This window comes from Brevibacillus sp. NSP2.1 (assembly GCF_000470975.2).
Taxonomy (GTDB): Bacteria; Bacillota; Bacilli; order Brevibacillales; family Brevibacillaceae; genus Brevibacillus; species Brevibacillus agri.
This window is the reverse complement of record NZ_CP048274.1, coordinates 1,471,361-1,487,106: the sequence shown is the minus strand read 5'-3', so window position 1 is coordinate 1,487,106 and position 15,746 is coordinate 1,471,361. Positions and strand designations below refer to the sequence as shown.

General features: G+C 55.9%; 14 protein-coding genes. 8 read left to right on the top strand and 6 right to left on the bottom strand.

Going from position 1 to position 15,746, the window contains the following annotated elements:
* Positions 1–80 precede the first annotated feature (80 nt).
* Positions 81–1,079, bottom strand: a complete 999-nt coding sequence (locus tag M655_RS07305; RefSeq protein WP_026557818.1) for a PHP domain-containing protein — start codon at positions 1,077–1,079, stop codon at positions 81–83.
* 192 nt (positions 1,080–1,271) lie between these two features.
* Between M655_RS07305 and yqeK the strand changes: the two genes are divergently transcribed.
* The gene (gene yqeK, locus M655_RS07300) at positions 1,272–1,907 is read left to right on the top strand and encodes a bis(5'-nucleosyl)-tetraphosphatase (symmetrical) YqeK (RefSeq protein ID WP_005831627.1); all 636 of its coding nucleotides are present in this window, start codon (positions 1,272–1,274) and stop codon (positions 1,905–1,907) included.
* 34 nt (positions 1,908–1,941) lie between these two features.
* On the opposite strand, the gene M655_RS07295 is transcribed toward yqeK, so the two are convergent.
* The gene (locus M655_RS07295; protein WP_025844420.1) at positions 1,942–2,415 is read right to left on the bottom strand and encodes a dihydrofolate reductase; all 474 of its coding nucleotides are present in this window, start codon (positions 2,413–2,415) and stop codon (positions 1,942–1,944) included.
* Entirely contained in the window at positions 2,412–3,206 is a 795-nt protein-coding gene (locus M655_RS07290; protein WP_005831631.1) for a thymidylate synthase, read from the bottom strand. Before M655_RS07290 ends, M655_RS07295 begins: the two co-directional genes overlap by 4 nt.
* A gap of 137 nt (positions 3,207–3,343) precedes the next feature.
* On the opposite strand from M655_RS07290, the gene pdxR reads away from it, so the two are divergent.
* Positions 3,344–4,777: a MocR-like pyridoxine biosynthesis transcription factor PdxR gene (gene pdxR, locus M655_RS07285; protein WP_005831633.1), complete on the top strand. Its 1,434-nt coding sequence runs from the start codon at positions 3,344–3,346 to the stop codon at positions 4,775–4,777.
* 138 nt (positions 4,778–4,915) lie between these two features.
* The gene (locus M655_RS07280) at positions 4,916–5,113 is read left to right on the top strand and encodes a hypothetical protein (RefSeq protein ID WP_005831636.1); all 198 of its coding nucleotides are present in this window, start codon (positions 4,916–4,918) and stop codon (positions 5,111–5,113) included.
* 157 nt (positions 5,114–5,270) lie between these two features.
* On the opposite strand, the gene M655_RS07275 is transcribed toward M655_RS07280, so the two are convergent.
* A complete protein-coding gene (locus M655_RS07275) occupies positions 5,271–5,477 on the bottom strand; it encodes a cold-shock protein (RefSeq protein ID WP_005831638.1) in 207 nt (68 codons plus the stop codon).
* Between the two features lie 129 nt (positions 5,478–5,606).
* Here M655_RS07275 and M655_RS07270 point away from each other — a divergent pair, with 129 nt between their 5' ends.
* Entirely contained in the window at positions 5,607–6,065 is a 459-nt protein-coding gene (locus M655_RS07270) for a hypothetical protein (RefSeq protein ID WP_005831639.1), read from the top strand.
* A 191-nt stretch (positions 6,066–6,256) separates the two neighbouring features.
* Complete coding sequence (putP, locus tag M655_RS07265; RefSeq protein ID WP_025844423.1) at positions 6,257–7,720, top strand: sodium/proline symporter PutP; 1,464 nt, start codon at positions 6,257–6,259, stop codon at positions 7,718–7,720.
* A gap of 306 nt (positions 7,721–8,026) precedes the next feature.
* On the opposite strand, the gene M655_RS07260 is transcribed toward putP, so the two are convergent.
* On the bottom strand, positions 8,027–9,994 hold the full coding sequence (locus M655_RS07260) for a dynamin family protein (RefSeq protein WP_026557817.1): 1,968 nt from the start codon (positions 9,992–9,994) through the stop codon (positions 8,027–8,029).
* Positions 9,995–9,999: 5 nt separating this feature from the next.
* Positions 10,000–11,640: a dynamin family protein gene (locus M655_RS07255; protein ID WP_026557816.1), complete on the bottom strand. Its 1,641-nt coding sequence runs from the start codon at positions 11,638–11,640 to the stop codon at positions 10,000–10,002.
* Positions 11,641–11,837: 197 nt separating this feature from the next.
* On the opposite strand from M655_RS07255, the gene M655_RS07250 reads away from it, so the two are divergent.
* From M655_RS07250 to M655_RS07240, 3 genes are read left to right on the top strand one after another with little or no spacing between them, the layout of a single operon-like run.
* Positions 11,838–13,418, top strand: a complete 1,581-nt coding sequence (locus tag M655_RS07250; RefSeq protein WP_025844430.1) for a spore germination protein — start codon at positions 11,838–11,840, stop codon at positions 13,416–13,418.
* Positions 13,415–14,521 carry a GerAB/ArcD/ProY family transporter gene (locus M655_RS07245; protein ID WP_026557815.1) on the top strand — a complete coding sequence of 369 codons (1,107 nt, stop codon included), beginning with the start codon at positions 13,415–13,417 and terminating at the stop codon, positions 14,519–14,521. The genes M655_RS07250 and M655_RS07245 overlap by 4 nt, the downstream gene beginning before the upstream one ends.
* Positions 14,514–15,746, top strand: a complete 1,233-nt coding sequence (locus M655_RS07240; protein ID WP_026557814.1) for a Ger(x)C family spore germination protein — start codon at positions 14,514–14,516, stop codon at positions 15,744–15,746. The genes M655_RS07245 and M655_RS07240 overlap by 8 nt, the downstream gene beginning before the upstream one ends.

The following is a 15,746-nucleotide window of genomic DNA, read 5'->3' as shown; positions in this document are numbered from 1 at the left end:
TTTTTCTCCTCCCACTGGGTGCACTTTTTTTATGCCTGTCTTTATCATAGCAAAAATGCGCCCACAATGGGGAAGCTCCCTCAGCTAATCGCAAGCTCGCTCCTTTTTCTGTCGGCAAAAACGGCGACAGCGGCAAAGCCTGCCCGCTTCAACTGCGCCCGCGCCTCGGCCAGATGCTGCCCCACCTGATCGGGAGCGGTCGCATGCGAAGACAGCGTGATCGGCACCTCGTGCTGCGCGAGAATTTGCAAAAAGCGAAAGCTCGGGGAAAACTCGCGCAGCGACTGGCCGCGCACGTACCCGGCGTTCAGCTCGGCGGCCATGTCTTTGCGCCGCAGCGCCCGGGCGATCCGCTGGTAATAAGGCAAGAGCGCCGTCTCGTCCGGCTTCGGCCCGAATGCTTTGATCCCGTCGAGGTGCACCATGACATCGAACAGGCCGCTTTCGATCGCCTGTTCCAGCACATCGAAATAGCTGCTGTACAAGCCCGCTGGCGCCACCCTTTCCCAATGCTCCTGGACGTCCCGAACCGGAAAGCCCCATCCCCCGGGAAAATGGACCGCTCCCATGCACACGTCCCACGGATACTGCCCGCTCACTTCACGCAGCACGTCTTCCCCGCCCGGAAAATAATCTAGCTCAATCCCGATGCGCAGCGCAAGGCCGTCCTCCGCCCATCGCTCGCGCTCTTCCGCCAGAAACGCGACGTAGGCCGGAAGCGAATCGTTGGCCATCTGCGCAAGCCAGCGCCGCTGCGCCCTGCCCAGGCGGTCGTCGCCTACGCGAACATACCGCTCGTAGTAGGGGCGGTACTCCGCAAAACGGTACAGATGCTCCGCTACACACACTTGCACGATTCCTGCCTGCTTGGCCCGCGCCCGATACAAGTCCAGCCACTCTCTGGAGTACGGGCCGTTTTGGAGCCTTTGGGCAAGCCCTTTGACCAGTTCGTTGGCCCAGCCTCGGCTTTCGCTCTCCTCCTTTTCGTCCAAAAACGGCCGGAGCGCGCAAGCCTGCCCGACCAGCCAGTCCAGCGAGTATGGCCCTTCTTCCAGATGCACGTGAAAGTCGACCTTCATCCTATTCCTCCCGCGGTTTGTCCACCCGTTTTCTACTGTTTGTATGCGAAAGGCGGCTGCGATATGTCTTGGGGAGAGGGAAAGCTCGACACGCGCCGTCTTTTGTTTGTACAATAGGAATATACTGATTTTTCGCGCGAAAAGTCTTGCCCCTTTTGGGAGTCCAGCCTGTTCGGCAAAAGGAGAATGCCCATGACGCTTTTGGCAGCGTGGACAAAAGAATGGGAACGTACAGATAGCCTGGCTCGCGATATTTGCAGCCTCTTTCGCTTGCACGGATGCACCGAAACAGCGCGGCACTCCGTACTGGTTGCCCAGGAGGCAGAACGGCTGGCGATCCGCTTCGGCGTGGATCGGCAAGCCGCCGTCACGGCAGGGCTTTTGCACGACAGCAGCGCGATTTTTCCGAACAGCCAGAGGATCGAGGTAGCGAGGCTGGCAGGGGTGGACGTGCTGCCAGAGGAAGAACAATTTCCGATGATCGTGCACCAAAAGCTGTCCGTCGTCATAGCCCGCGAGCTTTTTGCGGTTTCGGATGCAGACATTTTATCTGCTATCGGCTGCCACACGACATTGAAGGCCGGCGCAAAGCCGTTGGACCTCGTCCTTTTTGTGGCCGACAAAATCAAGTGGGATCAGCCGGGCACCCCCCCCTATCTCCAGCCGTTGCTCGCGGCGCTGGACGATTCGCTGGAGTGCGCCGCGCTCGTCTATCTGGCGTATTTGTGGGAGCGGCGCGACAAGCTCCGCGTCGTGCATCCGTGGCTGCGTGACGCCTATCTGGAGCTATCTGAACGCGCCGCCAAACCAAAAATGCCTCCTGACTGACAGGAGGCATTTTTTCTATATGATCGCCGATCATCTATTTTTTGCGCTCGTACACGTAAAATGTATGCGGATGCGCGTTTTTCTCGTCCACTACGCCCTCGCGCTTGTCCACCAGCACAAACGCGTCGCGGTCCCAGGCCGGAAAAAACGTGTCGCCTTCCGTCTCCAGATCAATTTCCGTAATGTACAGCCGATCCACGACATCCAGAAACTGGCGGTAAATCTCGGCACCGCCAAAAATGATGACGTCGCCCAGCGCGAGCACCTCTTCTTTTGTGTGCACGACGTCGACGCCCTCCGGGTGAAAGGCCCGGCTGCGGGTCAACACGACGTTTCGCCTGTTCGGAAGCGGCTTGCCGATCGACTCGAACGTCTTCCTGCCCATGACAATCGTTTTGCCGGTCGTGATCTCCTTGACGTTTTTCAAGTCGGCTGGCAGGCTCCACGGCATGTCGCCGTCTTTGCCGATCACCTGATTTTTCGCGTAGGCCACAATCAGGCTAATCATACCGCCACCTCGCCCTTGATGTGCGGATGCGCCTCGTAATCGACAATTTCGATATCGTCATACGTGAAGTCAAAAATGGACGTGACCGCCGGATTGAGCTTCAGCTTGGGCAGCGGCTTCGGCTCGCGCGTGAGCTGGAGCTTCACCTGCTCGATATGGTTCACATACAGGTGCGCGTCGCCCAGCGTGTGGACAAAATCGCCGACCTTGAGCCCGGTGACGTGTGCCACCATGTGCGTCAACAGCGCGTAGGAAGCAATGTTGAACGGCACGCCCAAAAACGTGTCGGCACTGCGCTGATACAGTTGGCACGACAGCTTGCCGTCCGCCACGTAAAACTGGAACAGCAAATGGCACGGCGGCAGCGCCATCTCGTCCAAGTCCGCCGGATTCCACGCGCTCACGACCAGACGGCGGGAGTCCGGATTTTTTTTGATTTCCTCCACCACCCATTGAATTTGGTCCACGGTCTTGCCGTCGCGCCCGGTAAAGGAACGCCACTGCTTGCCGTACACCGGGCCTAAATCGCCGTTCTCGTCTGCCCACTCATTCCAGATTCGCACCCCGTTTTCCTGGAGGTAGCGAATGTTGGTGTCTCCAGACAAAAACCACAACAGCTCGTGAATGATTGATTTCATATGCAGCTTTTTCGTCGTGACCAACGGAAAGCCCTCGCTCAAATCAAAACGCATCTGATGCCCGAAAACGCTCATCGTACCTGTGCCTGTCCGGTCTTCTTTCGTGACGCCTTCAGCCAAAATGCGTCGGCACAAGTCTAAATATTGTTTCAACCCCATCAACTCCTTCGTCCTCTATACTAAACAAACCGTGTCAAAATTGAAAGCCAAGATTCGATCAATGGTATAATGAGCTGGATGATTTTAACTTCTGCCACGGAATTTGAACACGCACAGAAAGCAGGATGGACATGGACGACAAGACGACAGGGACAAAAACAAAGCCGTTATACAAGCAAATTGCCGAGCAGATCGAGCAGCGCATCAGCAGCGGCGAGTTCGGCCCGGGCAGCAGCCTGCCCTCGGAGCGCTCGCTGGCAAAAGAGCTGGGCGTCAACCGTTCGACGATTGTCGCCGCCTACGACGAGCTGCAGGCGGCCGGGATCGTGGAGCGCAGGCAAGGGAGCGGAACGCTCGTCAGCCAGGACATTTGGGGCTTGGCTCGCACGCGGGTCCCGAACTGGCGGCATTTGACCGAGACCGGATCGTTTCGCCCCAATCTGCCGCTCATCCGGAAAATCCGCAGAGAAACGCAGGAAAACGAACTGATCGACCTGGCGAGCGGCGAGCTTTCGCCTGATCTCGTTCCCCGCGATACGCTGCGACAGTTGATAAGCCCGGATGACTTTCCCGCTCACCTCGGCTACGAGCATCCGCAAGGCAACTGGTCGCTGCGCGAGACGCTGGGCCGCCATATGCAAGAATGGCGCAGCATCGAAGCGCCCGCCACCTCGATCATGATTACTTCCGGGGCGCAGCAAGCCTTGCACCTCGTCGTGCAATGCCTGCTCAAACCAGGCGACGCCGTAGCGATCGAGACGCCTTCGTACTGCCATTCCTTGCCGCTGTTTCACTCGGCTGGCTTGCGCACCTTTTCGCTTCCCGTCGAGCGGCATGGCATCGACCCGAACCAACTCGCCGAACTGCACCGCAAGCATCGGATCAAAATGGTGTTTCTCAACCCGAACTTCCAAAATCCGACCGGGACGCTCCTGTCGCTTGCCCGCCGGAAGCAACTGCTCGCTTTTTCCGCTGAAAACGGCATTCCGATCATCGAGGACGATCCTTACAGCCTGACCGCTTTTTCCAAAGAACCGATCCCTACGCTCAAATCATTGGACAAGCACGGCACAGTCCTGTACATCAGCTCGCTGACCAAAATCGTCGCGTCCGGCCTGCGCATCGGCTGGATTGTCGGCCCGCAGACCGTCATCGAGCGGCTGGCGGACGCGAAGCAGCAGTTTGACTTCGGGCACAGCATTTTCCCGCAATGGCTGGCCGACCGCTTTTTGGCTTCCGCCGAGTTTGCCCGGCACGTCGATCGGCTGCGCACGCAGCTTGCCCTCCGTCACGACCAGCTATTTTTTTCGCTGCAAGAAACATTCGGCGAACAGGTCGACATGGCGGGAGCACAAGGCGGCATCCATCTCTGGTGCCGCTTTGCCGGAACATGGAGCGAGCAGCAGCTCCTGACCGAAGCCGTCAAGCGGGGCGTCGTCTTCGTGCCCGGCCATCTGTTCGGAGCAGCGCCGGGGCATGTGCGCTTTACGTTCGGAAGAGCCTCTCTCGGACAAATTCCTGCCGCAGTCGAGCGTTTTGCAGAAGCATTTACCGCAAGTGGATGAGCAAAAAAACCGCAAAGTGGATGGCCACTTTTTGCATAGGACGGTATATGATCGAAGCAGATACCTTACCAACCATCTGCATCCTTGTGTGTGCCTCACAGGATGACTGTGTGATACAGAAAGGACGATTGGTCCGTCATGACTATTTTTCCCTTTATTGTTGCCGTCATCATCCTCGTTGTCTTTGCGTTCGTCGGGACGTTTCTCATCGGTCTGAAGCCTGTGGAAGCCAAGCAGCGCAGCTTCAAGCAGCGTTCGCGCAACCTGCTGCTCATATACGGGTGTATTACGTCGATGCTCGTCATCGCCTTGGCCGTCTTTCTCTACAACCTGTAGGACTTGCACTCCCTGCGGGGGAAACCCCCCCTGGAAGAACGGTCTGCCAACAATAAGACGCCGTCTGCCCTTACGGGTGTGACGGCGTCTGGAATCAAAAGATGACGGATCGGTCATCTGCTGTTTTTACAGGCTACAGTATAAGCTCTGTTCTTGCCTAGACGATTTTGCGCGCGACATTTGCCGCTTGCAATCCCCGCTGTCCATTCACAATCTCAAACACGACCTGCTCGCCTTCCTCCAAATTCCGGTAGCCTGTGCCCGTGATCGCCGAATAGTGCACGAACACGTCAGGGCCTCCATCCCGCTCGATGAATCCATATCCTTTTTCCTTGCTGAACCATTTTACTTTCCCTTGAATCATTGCGCTTCCTCCCTGTAATCAGTGCAGCTCTTACGCTTACCTCATCATATGCGGATGCGCCGAAAGTGGATATACAGTAAAATAAATAAAGTACGATTCAAGAGTGCAAGGAAGGGGTGGAGCACGAACATGAAAAAAGCATGGATTCTCGGCTGCGCGCTGCTCTTGACAGCCTGCTCGGAAATTTCCGAAGGCGTACAGACAGCGCAACAGGCAGTAGAAACGGGCAAACAGGCCATCGAGGTAGGCAAGCAGGCGGTGGAAGCGGGCAAGCAGCTCGCAGAATCGGAAATCGCCCAGCAATTGAAGACTTATCTCCAGCAAAAATACGAATCCTCTGAGCCTCTGCGCAACGCCATGTTCAGCGGTGACGGACAGTTGCTCGTCGACCAGTTGCAGCAGACTGAGCTGGCCAACTTCAGTTTTTACAAGTCCGAACTGTTCGGAGTGGAATACACAGGCAAGCTCGCTGGCGACGGGTCTTTTCAAGTGCTGAAACACGATTTGAACAACCCGGGTGCAGAGCCTACTGTCGTGAAGGAGTTCAAGGTGACTCTTGACGGCAATGGACAGATTCAAGTGCAGTAAAAAAAGGATAAAATAGAAAATTGAACCTGCGATGGTAAAATCGCGGGTTTTTTTAATTCGATTAAAAACTTTTTATTGTTTTTCTACTAAATTTTCTGTGTTTTTTTGTAGATTTTCATATCTGGGCATGATATTGTGTAAGACGTCACTATTACTTTTAGCAATATTGAACTGAACAAGAGGTGCTATCCATGAATATGCTGCTCACGTCCATCATTGTGTACATGGTAGGCATGCTGCTCATCGGCTATTATGCCTACAAGCGTACCTCCAACTTGAGTGACTACATGCTCGGCGGCAGGTCACTCGGACCAACTGTAACCGCTCTCAGCGCTGGCGCATCCGACATGAGCGGCTGGCTGATGATGGGATTGCCCGGTGCGATGTACGCCACAGGCCTTAGCGCCTCCTGGATCGCCATCGGTCTGACACTCGGTGCGTATGCCAACTGGCTGTACGTGGCTCCGCGTCTGCGCACGTACACGGAGGTAGCCAACAACTCCATTACGATCCCGGCTTACCTGGAAAACCGCTTCGGTGATGGCTCCCGGATGCTGCGCCTTGTCTCGGCACTCGTTATCATGATCTTCTTCACGTTTTACGTCTCGTCTGGCCTTGTATCCGGCGGTGTCCTGTTTGAAAACACGTTTGACATGGACTACCGTACAGGCTTGTGGGTAGTTGGCCTGGTTACCATCGCGTACACGCTGTTTGGCGGCTTCCTCGCCGTAAGCTGGACCGATGCCGTGCAAGGGCTGATTATGGTCATTGCCCTCATCATGGTGCCGCTCGTCACGATCTTGACCGTTGGCGGCGTGGGCGAAACGTTTACGACCATTCGCTCGGTCGATCCGTCCCTGCTCGATATTTTCAAAGATACAAGTCTGCTCGGAATTATTTCCTTGTTCGCCTGGGGGCTCGGCTACTTCGGACAGCCGCACATCATCGTCCGCTTTATGGCGATTACTTCTACAAAAGAAATTAAGAAAGCGCGTTCAATCGGAATGGGCTGGATGATTTTCTCCGTAGCTGGCGCCATGTTTACCGGACTGATCGGGATTGCGCTGTTCGCGAAGCAAGGCTGGACGATTGCCGACCCGGAAACGATCTTTATCCAGCTCGGTACTGTGTTGTTCCATCCGCTCATCACCGGCTTTTTGCTCGCTGCGATTTTGGCTGCGATCATGAGCACGATTTCTTCCCAGTTGCTCGTAACCTCCAGCTCGCTGACGGAAGACATTTTCAAAACGTTTCTCAAGCGCTCGGCTTCGGATAAAGAGCTGGTCGCCGTCGGCCGCCTCTCCGTCCTGATCGTCGCCGTCATCGCCTTTTTGCTGGCGCTGAACAAAAACGATACGATCCTCGACCTCGTCGGCTACGCCTGGGCCGGATTCGGCGCTTCGTTCGGTCCTGTCATCCTGCTGTCCCTCTACTGGAAGCGGATGAACAAATGGGGCGCGCTCGCTGGCATGATCGCCGGAGCCGTCACCGTCATCGTCTGGACGCGCTTCGATGTGCTGAAAGACTTCCTGTACGAAATGGTTCCGGGCTTCGCCGCAAGCTTGCTCGCCATCCTTATCGTCAGCAAGCTGACCAGCGAACCGTCCAAGGAAGTGGCTGCCCAGTTTGACCAGTACAAAAAAGCAAGCGAATAAAACTGGCCCAAGCAAAAAACGCCCACGCTTTGCCTCCCGTGCAAATGCTTGGGCGTTTTTTTCGTTGCGGTTAAAGCTTTGGCCGCTATTTGTCAGGCCCTCGCACGAGCAACCGTTGCTGTGCGCCAAGCTTGCTTACCCGCCCGCAGCGGTTCTTGTTCCGACAGATTCGGACCGCATGACAAAATTTGGCTGCGCCAAGCCGCTGGCGCCGTCTTAGCTGCACGTAAAAAAAGGCAGCCACGCCCGTCCCTTGCCTGACGAAAAGCGTGCGCTGCCTTCTTTTTTCTATCGCTTCACAAGCGGTTACTCCAGTTCCGCGGCCACGCGGTTTACCTTCGCTCCCAGCTCTTCGAGATCCACGGTCATATCCAGCGCGGCAAACAGCCCTGTGAAGTATTCGTTAATCTGCTCGACAACCCGGTTCCGCTCTGTCGCGACCATCTCGCTGAACAGCGCGCTGAACTGCTCGCCAAGCTGCTCGCTTCCGGTCGCGACGTAAGCCGCTACCGGCTCTTGCATGCGCTTTTCCAGCTCTTCGCGCAGCTTCAGCTTGCCGTCCTGCTCAAAAAAGTCTTTCGTGTTTTTGAACAGCCCAAGCGCTGGCTGGAATGCCTCAACAGACACCGGCAGCTCCTCGGCAAAGGCGAGCGTCTCGACCTGGCGCTGCTGGTACGGCGCCAGCGTCAAACCTGCTGCGTAGGCGTGCACGTCTTTTTGCCACGCGGAAACGAGCGCGGCTCCCTGCTTGCTCAGGAACTTTTCCAGGCGCAGTGTGGTGGCGCGCAGCTCCTGTGCCAGATCGTAGCTGATCGAGCGCAGCAGATCGGTCAGGCAGCCCTGGAGCGCCTGCTTCATGCTGCGCCCGTCTTCCTTGAGAACCGCCGGGTTAAAGGCGAAGTTGAACAGCTCGTTGAAGCGGAAAAACAGCCGCTGCTTGACGTAGTAGAGCAGTTCCTCGCGCTCTTTTGTCAGGTCGCGCTCGTACGAAGCGGTAGACAGAGCCGCTACGGCAGCCAACGCATCCGACTGGGCCTTGCTCGCCGCTTCCTTGCGGGCGAGCCGCTCGTCTTCACCGGACTGGGCCATGCGCATGAACTCGGTCAACGTGTCGTAAGCGCGGCGAATTTCGCCCATCGCTGCGTTCACGGCAATCTGTGTCAGCTCGTCGATCGTGAACCGGAGAAACGCTGTTTCAAAAGCGGCCATGCCTGACAGCTTGAACGCTTCCTCTGCCGGCATGAGCGGAGCGCCTTCTGCCGTTTGCGTGCGCTGACGGTACACTTTTTCCGCCGAAGCCGCCAGCTTGCCTTTTTCATGCATGCGCGCCAAAAGCGCCGTCTGGCTGGATACCGGATAAATGCGCGGCAGGCGGATGCCGCAGGTGAGCAAGTTTTTCTCTACGTGCGCAATGACACCCTGCAGCTCCTCTTCCGAAGCGGCGAGGTCAGCCGCATTGACGATGAAAAACATCTTGTCCATCTCGAACGTGTCCTTGACCCGGCCCATTTGCAGCAAAAACTCGCGGTCAGCCTGGGAAAACGCGTGATTGTAATACGTGACGAACAGGACAGCGTCCGCGTTTTTCATGTATTCAAACGCCACACCCGTATGGCGGGCATTGATGGAATCCGCCCCTGGCGTGTCGACCAGCACGATGCCCTGATCGGTGAGCGGGCAAGAGTAGAAAAGCTCGATGTATTCGGCAAAGCAAGCCTTTTCTTCTTTGGCGACGAAGCTTTTAAATGCTTGCATGTCCACGATCAGCTCTCCGCCCAGATGCGTGTCCATCTCGGGAAGACCTTTCGTGACGGCTTTCAAAAACGTGTAGTGCGGCTTCGCTGTCGGCGGAATTTGCGCCACGTCAATTTTGTTCAGTTCGGACAGCGCGCCTTCCAGGCTTGCGGCATGCAGTCCAAAAACGGCGAGCGAGCGCAGCACGTCCTGCTCCACCGCGTCTCTTTGTTTCAGCACCACGCGCACCGTGCCGTGCGGGTGCTCCGCGCTTGGCGGCATGATTTTGTTGATCGCCGCCGTCGTCGGGTTCGGCGATACAGGCAGGACGAGATCGCCCATCAACGCATTGGCAAAAGAAGATTTTCCGGCGCTGAATGCGCCGAACAAGGCGACCGTGAAGCGGTTGGCGGTCAGGCGCTCTGCCCGCTCCTGCATCGCCTGCGCCTGTTGTTGCATCCCTGGTACGGAAACGATTTCATGGCTTGCGCGGCGCAGCCGTTCTGCGGCCGCCACAAGTTTGTCTCGAAGCTGATTCATGATTCCTATTCTCCTTCACGCATGATTGCCTGCAATCTTTCTCTCGTGTTTTCTTCGCTCGCGGTGAGGCTTGCAAGCTGTTCATGCAGCGAAGCCATCTCGCGCAGGACGCCAAGGCGTTCGAGCTGTGCCGCGCTCTCCTGCTCGCTTTGGCTCTCCAGGCGTCCGACGACTTCCTCGATGAACAGAAGACCCGCGCGTCTGTACTCCAGCTTGATCGCGTTCGCGACGTCTGTACAGTAGTTCATCACATACTCGCGGGAAGCCGCCCCATCCTTGATGTGCTTGGCCAGGAACTCGCCCGTAATTGCGATCTCGGTCGCATGGACACGCGCGTGGTACTCCTCGTCGCGGATGTCATGCGCTTGAAGCTGCTTGCTCATCAGTTCCTTGAAATGGAAGTCGAGATTGCCCGCCACTTTTTCGCGGAACTCGGCCAACAGCGCTTCCTCGCGGCGCTGGCGCTCTTCCTCGGTCTTTTTCCCCGCAAACAAAAAGCCCACCTTGAAGCCAGGCTTGCGGCTCTCCAGGTAGCTTTGCGCCGCTTCGTTCGTGCTGTAGTACGTCAACCGGGCGTTGTCGAGCAGCGAGCCCAAGTCTTTTTCCATCTGGGCGCGCGCTTCTGCTGTGCGGTTTTTCAGCGACGCCATGAGCGCCTCTGCCTGGGCAAGCGCGGCGGACACCCCTTGGGCATCGCGGCTATCTACGTCTGCCAGCTCCAGGCTGTCCAGCTTGCTTTCCAGCTCCTGACGCTTGGAGGCATGGCTGGCCTTTACCGCCTGGACGTGTTCCTCGATCAAATGCTCGGCAGCGCTGCGAACGCTTTTGCCTACCAGCTCCTCGCGTCCAGCGATCAGCGCCAGCAGCTTTTGCCGAAACTCCGCGTACTGGTTTTCCGGATGGTCCGGCTCCGCGAGCGAGGTGTAAAAAATGCCATCGGGATGAATGTTCCAGGTCGCGAACGCTTCCTCCACACTTTCCTTGTAGCTCTCAAAATCAAGCTCAAAGTCAATGTGCTTGTCAATCATGTTCACAACCAGATAGACTGGCTTGCCGCGATCTTTCAAGGTTTTCGTAAAGTTGAAGTTTTCCTCTGCCTGGACGTGGTTGTAATCCATCATGTAAATGACGACGTCAGCCAGGTGCAGCGCGGATTCCGTCGCGATTTTGTGCGCGGCGTCGGTCGAGTCGATCCCTGGCGTGTCGAGCAGGCTGGAATGCTCGTCGAGAAGCGTTCCCGGATAGGAGACTTCTACAGACTCCACGGTATCTCCATCAACGGCAAACTGCTTGAGCTTCTCCATCTCCGTATCCGGATCAAACGTCACGACGTCGCCGTTCATTGTATAGACGCGAGCAGCTTTTTCGCCACCGCGGATCTTCACGACATTGGCGCTGGTCGGAATCGGATTGGAGGGCAGCAGGCTGACCCCCAGCAGCGTATTAATCATCGTGGACTTCCCTGCGGAAAAGTGTCCACAGAAAGCGATGTTCAGCTCGGCTTTCCGCGTTTTTTTTGCAAGCTGCTTCAGCTTGGCAGGAGTCGCTTGATCTCCCTGCCCGGCCATCGCTTGCGCCAGCTCTTCCCATGTATGCGCGAGTTTCGCAAAGTCTGTCTCCCGAACCAAAACTTGACTGTCAAGCACTACGATTCCACCCTTCTCCGTCTTTCCTACTCTCTCTACTACTCTCTATTCTACCATGCCGAATGTATCATACCTCATAGGGTTGTTCAATTCTTTGTGCGAAAGTTTGTCGTGGAACTTTCATCCGCATAAATTCCCTTTGTTCTGGAAAAAATCGCACTAACATGCTATTCGCATTTTGAACGGGAGGGACTTCCATGATGCGAAAATTTTTCGCCCAGCGACGCAAAAAGAAAACCTCTCCCCTCATGCAGCACATGCAGCAGTCACAGCCACAGCTTGCCGGCAAAAAGCTGTCCAGCAGCCTGCAGGAAAACATGGACCTGTTTCGCTCCTTGCTTGGCAACCCTCACGATCTGCTGATCCGCAGCTTTCTCATCGGCAACAGCAACCATCCGTGCGCCGTCATTGCGATTGATGGTCTGGCCAATGCGGATATGCTCCATGCGCAAGTGCTGGGCCATATCCAGTTGATGATCTCTACCGCGGAAAAAACCGTTCCTACTGAACCAGATGCGATCCTCAACCTGCTTTTTGATGAGGTCTTGTCCGTTGTCGAAATAAAAAAAGAAACGTCTCTCGCAGCCACCATCGACTGTATTTTGTCCGGAGATACCGCCATTTTTGTCGACGGCACGAGCGAGATCATCCTCATTGACAGCAAAGGCTGGAAGTCCCGGGCCATCGAGGAGCCCGTCTCCGAAGGGCTTGTGCGCGGTCCACGCGACGGCTTCACTGAAAGCATCCGGGACAACACGGTGCTGATCCGCAGAAGAGTAAAGGACCCGAGCCTGCGCTTTGATAGCACCCTGGTAGGAACGCGCAGCAAAACCGAGCTGATCGTCGCCTACATCGACAATATTGTGGATCACAATTTGGTCAAGGAAGTTCACCGCAGAATCGCCACCATCGACATTGATGAAGTAGAAGAGTCAGGGTTTATCGAGCAGTGGATCGAGGACGATTTTCTCTCGCCCTTCCCCCAGGTGCACAATACGGAGCGCCCGGACAAGGTGAGTGCCGCCCTGTTTCAAGGGCGGGTCGCGATCATGCTGGACGGCACGCCGATGGTACTGATTCTCCCCGTCACGCTCGGTCTGCTCATGCACTCTCCCGAGGACTACTACGAGCGTTGGATCGTTGGCACACTGACCCGGCTCTTGCGTTATTTAGCCGCTTTTTTCGCTGTATTTTCGCCGTCGCTCTACATCGCCCTGGTCACGTTTCACCCTGGCCTGATTCCGTCCGATCTCGCCTTCTCCATTGCCGCCACACGGGACGGCGTTCCATTTCCGGCTTTCGTGGAGTCGATCATGATGATTACGACGATGGAGCTGTTGCAGGAGGCGGGGCTGCGTCTGCCCAAACCGATTGGCCAGACGGTCGGCATCGTCGGCGGTCTCGTCATCGGCGACGCCGCGGTATCAGCCGGGATCGTCAGCCCGGTCATGGTCATCGTCGTAGCGCTGACAGCGATTTCGTCCTTTGCCATTCCGTCGTACCACCTGGCGATCGCGTTTCGCATGATCCGGTTTTTCGCCATGTTTGCCGCCGCCATCTTCGGGGTGTACGGCGTCGTGCTAAGCCTGATTACGATCATCATCCACCTGTCCAATCTGACGAGCATCGGCCATCCGTACCTGGCTCCGTTTGCCCCGCAAATGCCCAGAGACTGGAAAGACTTGATTTTGCGCGCGCCTGTCACCTTTTTAAAAGACCGTCCCGAAGTCCTGCACCCAGAAGATGAAATCCGAATGAGAACAGGGGACTCCAAATGAGTGCACAAACCTTGTCAGATAAAATGCTCACCAAAAATCATATGGGTATCAACATCGCCGCGGTTACGATCGGTGTCGGCATCCTGACCTTCCCGCGCGGGCTCGCCAAAGCGACCAGCGGATTCGACGGCTGGATTTCCGTCGTCATCAGCGGCCTGATCGCCTTTCTGATCGGCTGGCTGCTCGCCAAGCTCGCCGCCCGCTTCCCCAGGCAAACTTTTTTCGAGTACACCTCGATGATCGCAAGCAAGCCGGTCGGCTACGTCCTGACCTTGCTCGTCTGTCTGTACACGATGCTGTTCGTGTCCTTCGAGATTCGCGCGATCGGCAACATCGCCAAGCAGTATTTGTTTTACAACACCCCAGTCGAAATGATTACGTTGAGCTTTCTGTTGATCGTCCAGTATGCCGTGGCGGGATCGCGCATCTCCATGCTGCGGCTCAACCTGTTGTTTTTGCCAGTCGTCCTGGTCGTGATGTTTTTCGTCTTGCTGTTCACCTCGCAATTGATCGAAGTCGAAAACGTTCGCCCCTTTTTCTCATCCGACTGGCGCTCCTTGCTGGACGGCTCGCAAGCGGTGGGGCTTTCCTACTCCGGGTTCGAAATCATTCTCTTCTATACGATGCTGATGAAACGGCCAAAAGACGGAACAAAGGCCATGGCGCTCGGGCTGTTCATCCCGGTGGCCCTCTACTTGACGATCTACATTTTCGTCATCGGCGTCTTTTCGGCCGAGGTCGCCAAAAACTTGACGTACCCGACGATTGATCTTGCGAAAGAAGTGGAAATTCCCGGCGGTTTTTTCGAGCGGGTCGAATCGATCTTTTTTGCGATCTGGATCATGACGATTTTCGATACGTGCATGATGTGGCTCGATATCACGATCCTCAATTTAGCGTCGATGTTCCGCAACGTAAAAAAAATGGTCTGGATCCTGCTCTTGTCGCCGATTATTTACTTCGTCGCGATGCTCCCGCAAAATCTGGTCGACTTCTTTACGTTTGCCGACTATGTGACGTATTTCGGAATGATTATCGTCTACGTGTGCCCCATCCTGCTACTGCTGCTCGCCATCATCCGCGGGGTGAGGGGCCATGAATAGGCGTCTTACTCTGGCCTGCATGGTCGTTCTCCTGTGCACGCTGGTCACGGGCTGCTGGGACCAGGTGCAGATCGAGGAACGCGGCTTTGTCGTCGGTGTCGCCATTGATGCCCCCCGCTCCAACGAGGCCGAAAAACGGGCTGCGAAAGAATCGCCGGGAAAACCACGGGTCAAGCAGCGCTTCCTCGTCACCCACCAGCTCGTCATCCCTGGCGGACTGATCGCAGGCAACCAGGGCGGCGGTGGCGGACAAAACACGACGAACGAAGCGTTTCTCAACCTCTCCTCGGAGGGGGATTCGCTTTTCGAGGTTTCCCGCGAGCTGGCTACCCGAACCAGTCGCGCTCCGTTTTACCAGCACCTCAAGATTCTCGTCATCTCGGAAGAAGTGGCCCGCTCCGAAAACGGCTTTGCCAACGCCATGGATTTTTTGCTGCGCGATCCCGATTCCAGGCGAAGCAGCAAAGTCTTTATCTCCAATGGCCCGGCCAAAAGCATTATCGAGGTCAAGCCGAAAACGGAAAAGCTGCCCGCGCTCTACATCAACTCGATTGGTGAAAACATCGATCGTAATGCGCGCATGCTTCCCGAGGTCAGAGTGGGAGATGTTCACGAGGAGCTGCTCAACCCGTTCAGCTTCGTCATTCCGAGAGTGCGGGCGGAAAAAAACGAAATCAAAATGGCGGGCAGCGCTGTGTTTTCCAATCGCAACCAAATGGTCGGCTTTCTTGGCGAAGAAGAAACCGAGGGCTTGAATTTCTTGACGGGGAATATTAACGGGGGACTGTTAAAAGCCAAGGTCAAAAACGATTTGGTCGCCCTGAACATCCAGGGGACGAGGCATTCTATCGTACAAGATTTGCGCGACAAGCAGCACTTTATTTTCACGATCCAAATCGAGTGCGAGGGCATTTTGGCAGAAGCCTACGCGCTGATGGATTTTCTCAGCAAGGAAGAGACGAAGAAGCTGGAGCAAGCGTTCGCAAAAGAAATCGAGCGGATGTGCCGGGATACGATCCAGAAAGTGCACAAGGAAATGAAAGCCGATGTCATCAAGCTGGGCAGCAATATCCGCCAAAAAGACTACTCGCTCTGGAAGCAGATCCAGCACGATTGGGAAAAAGGGCAGCGCCTGTACGAAAAGAGCGAAATCCACGTTGAAGCCAAGGTGTACTTGCGAAATGTCGGCTCCATCAACCGTTCGGAAAAAGTAGAAGGAAGGTGA

Excerpts from the sequence above, each read along its gene's own strand:
- M655_RS07250 (WP_025844430.1), top strand. The coding sequence starts at position 11,838 with ATGATGCGAAAATTTTTCGCCCAGCGACGCAAAAAGAAAACCTCTCCC.
- M655_RS07275 (WP_005831638.1), bottom strand. The coding sequence starts at position 5,477 with ATGATTCAAGGGAAAGTAAAATGGTTCAGCAAGGAAAAAGGATATGGA.
- putP (WP_025844423.1), top strand. The coding sequence starts at position 6,257 with ATGAATATGCTGCTCACGTCCATCATTGTGTACATGGTAGGCATGCTG.
- yqeK (WP_005831627.1), top strand. The coding sequence starts at position 1,272 with ATGACGCTTTTGGCAGCGTGGACAAAAGAATGGGAACGTACAGATAGC.
- M655_RS07260 (WP_026557817.1), bottom strand. The coding sequence starts at position 9,994 with ATGAATCAGCTTCGAGACAAACTTGTGGCGGCCGCAGAACGGCTGCGC.
- M655_RS07295 (WP_025844420.1), bottom strand. The coding sequence starts at position 2,415 with ATGATTAGCCTGATTGTGGCCTACGCGAAAAATCAGGTGATCGGCAAA.
- M655_RS07240 (WP_026557814.1), top strand. The coding sequence starts at position 14,514 with ATGAATAGGCGTCTTACTCTGGCCTGCATGGTCGTTCTCCTGTGCACG.
- M655_RS07305 (WP_026557818.1), bottom strand. The coding sequence starts at position 1,079 with ATGAAGGTCGACTTTCACGTGCATCTGGAAGAAGGGCCATACTCGCTG.
- M655_RS07270 (WP_005831639.1), top strand. The coding sequence starts at position 5,607 with ATGAAAAAAGCATGGATTCTCGGCTGCGCGCTGCTCTTGACAGCCTGC.
- M655_RS07280 (WP_005831636.1), top strand. The coding sequence starts at position 4,916 with ATGACTATTTTTCCCTTTATTGTTGCCGTCATCATCCTCGTTGTCTTT.
- pdxR (WP_005831633.1), top strand. The coding sequence starts at position 3,344 with ATGGACGACAAGACGACAGGGACAAAAACAAAGCCGTTATACAAGCAA.
- M655_RS07245 (WP_026557815.1), top strand. The coding sequence starts at position 13,415 with ATGAGTGCACAAACCTTGTCAGATAAAATGCTCACCAAAAATCATATG.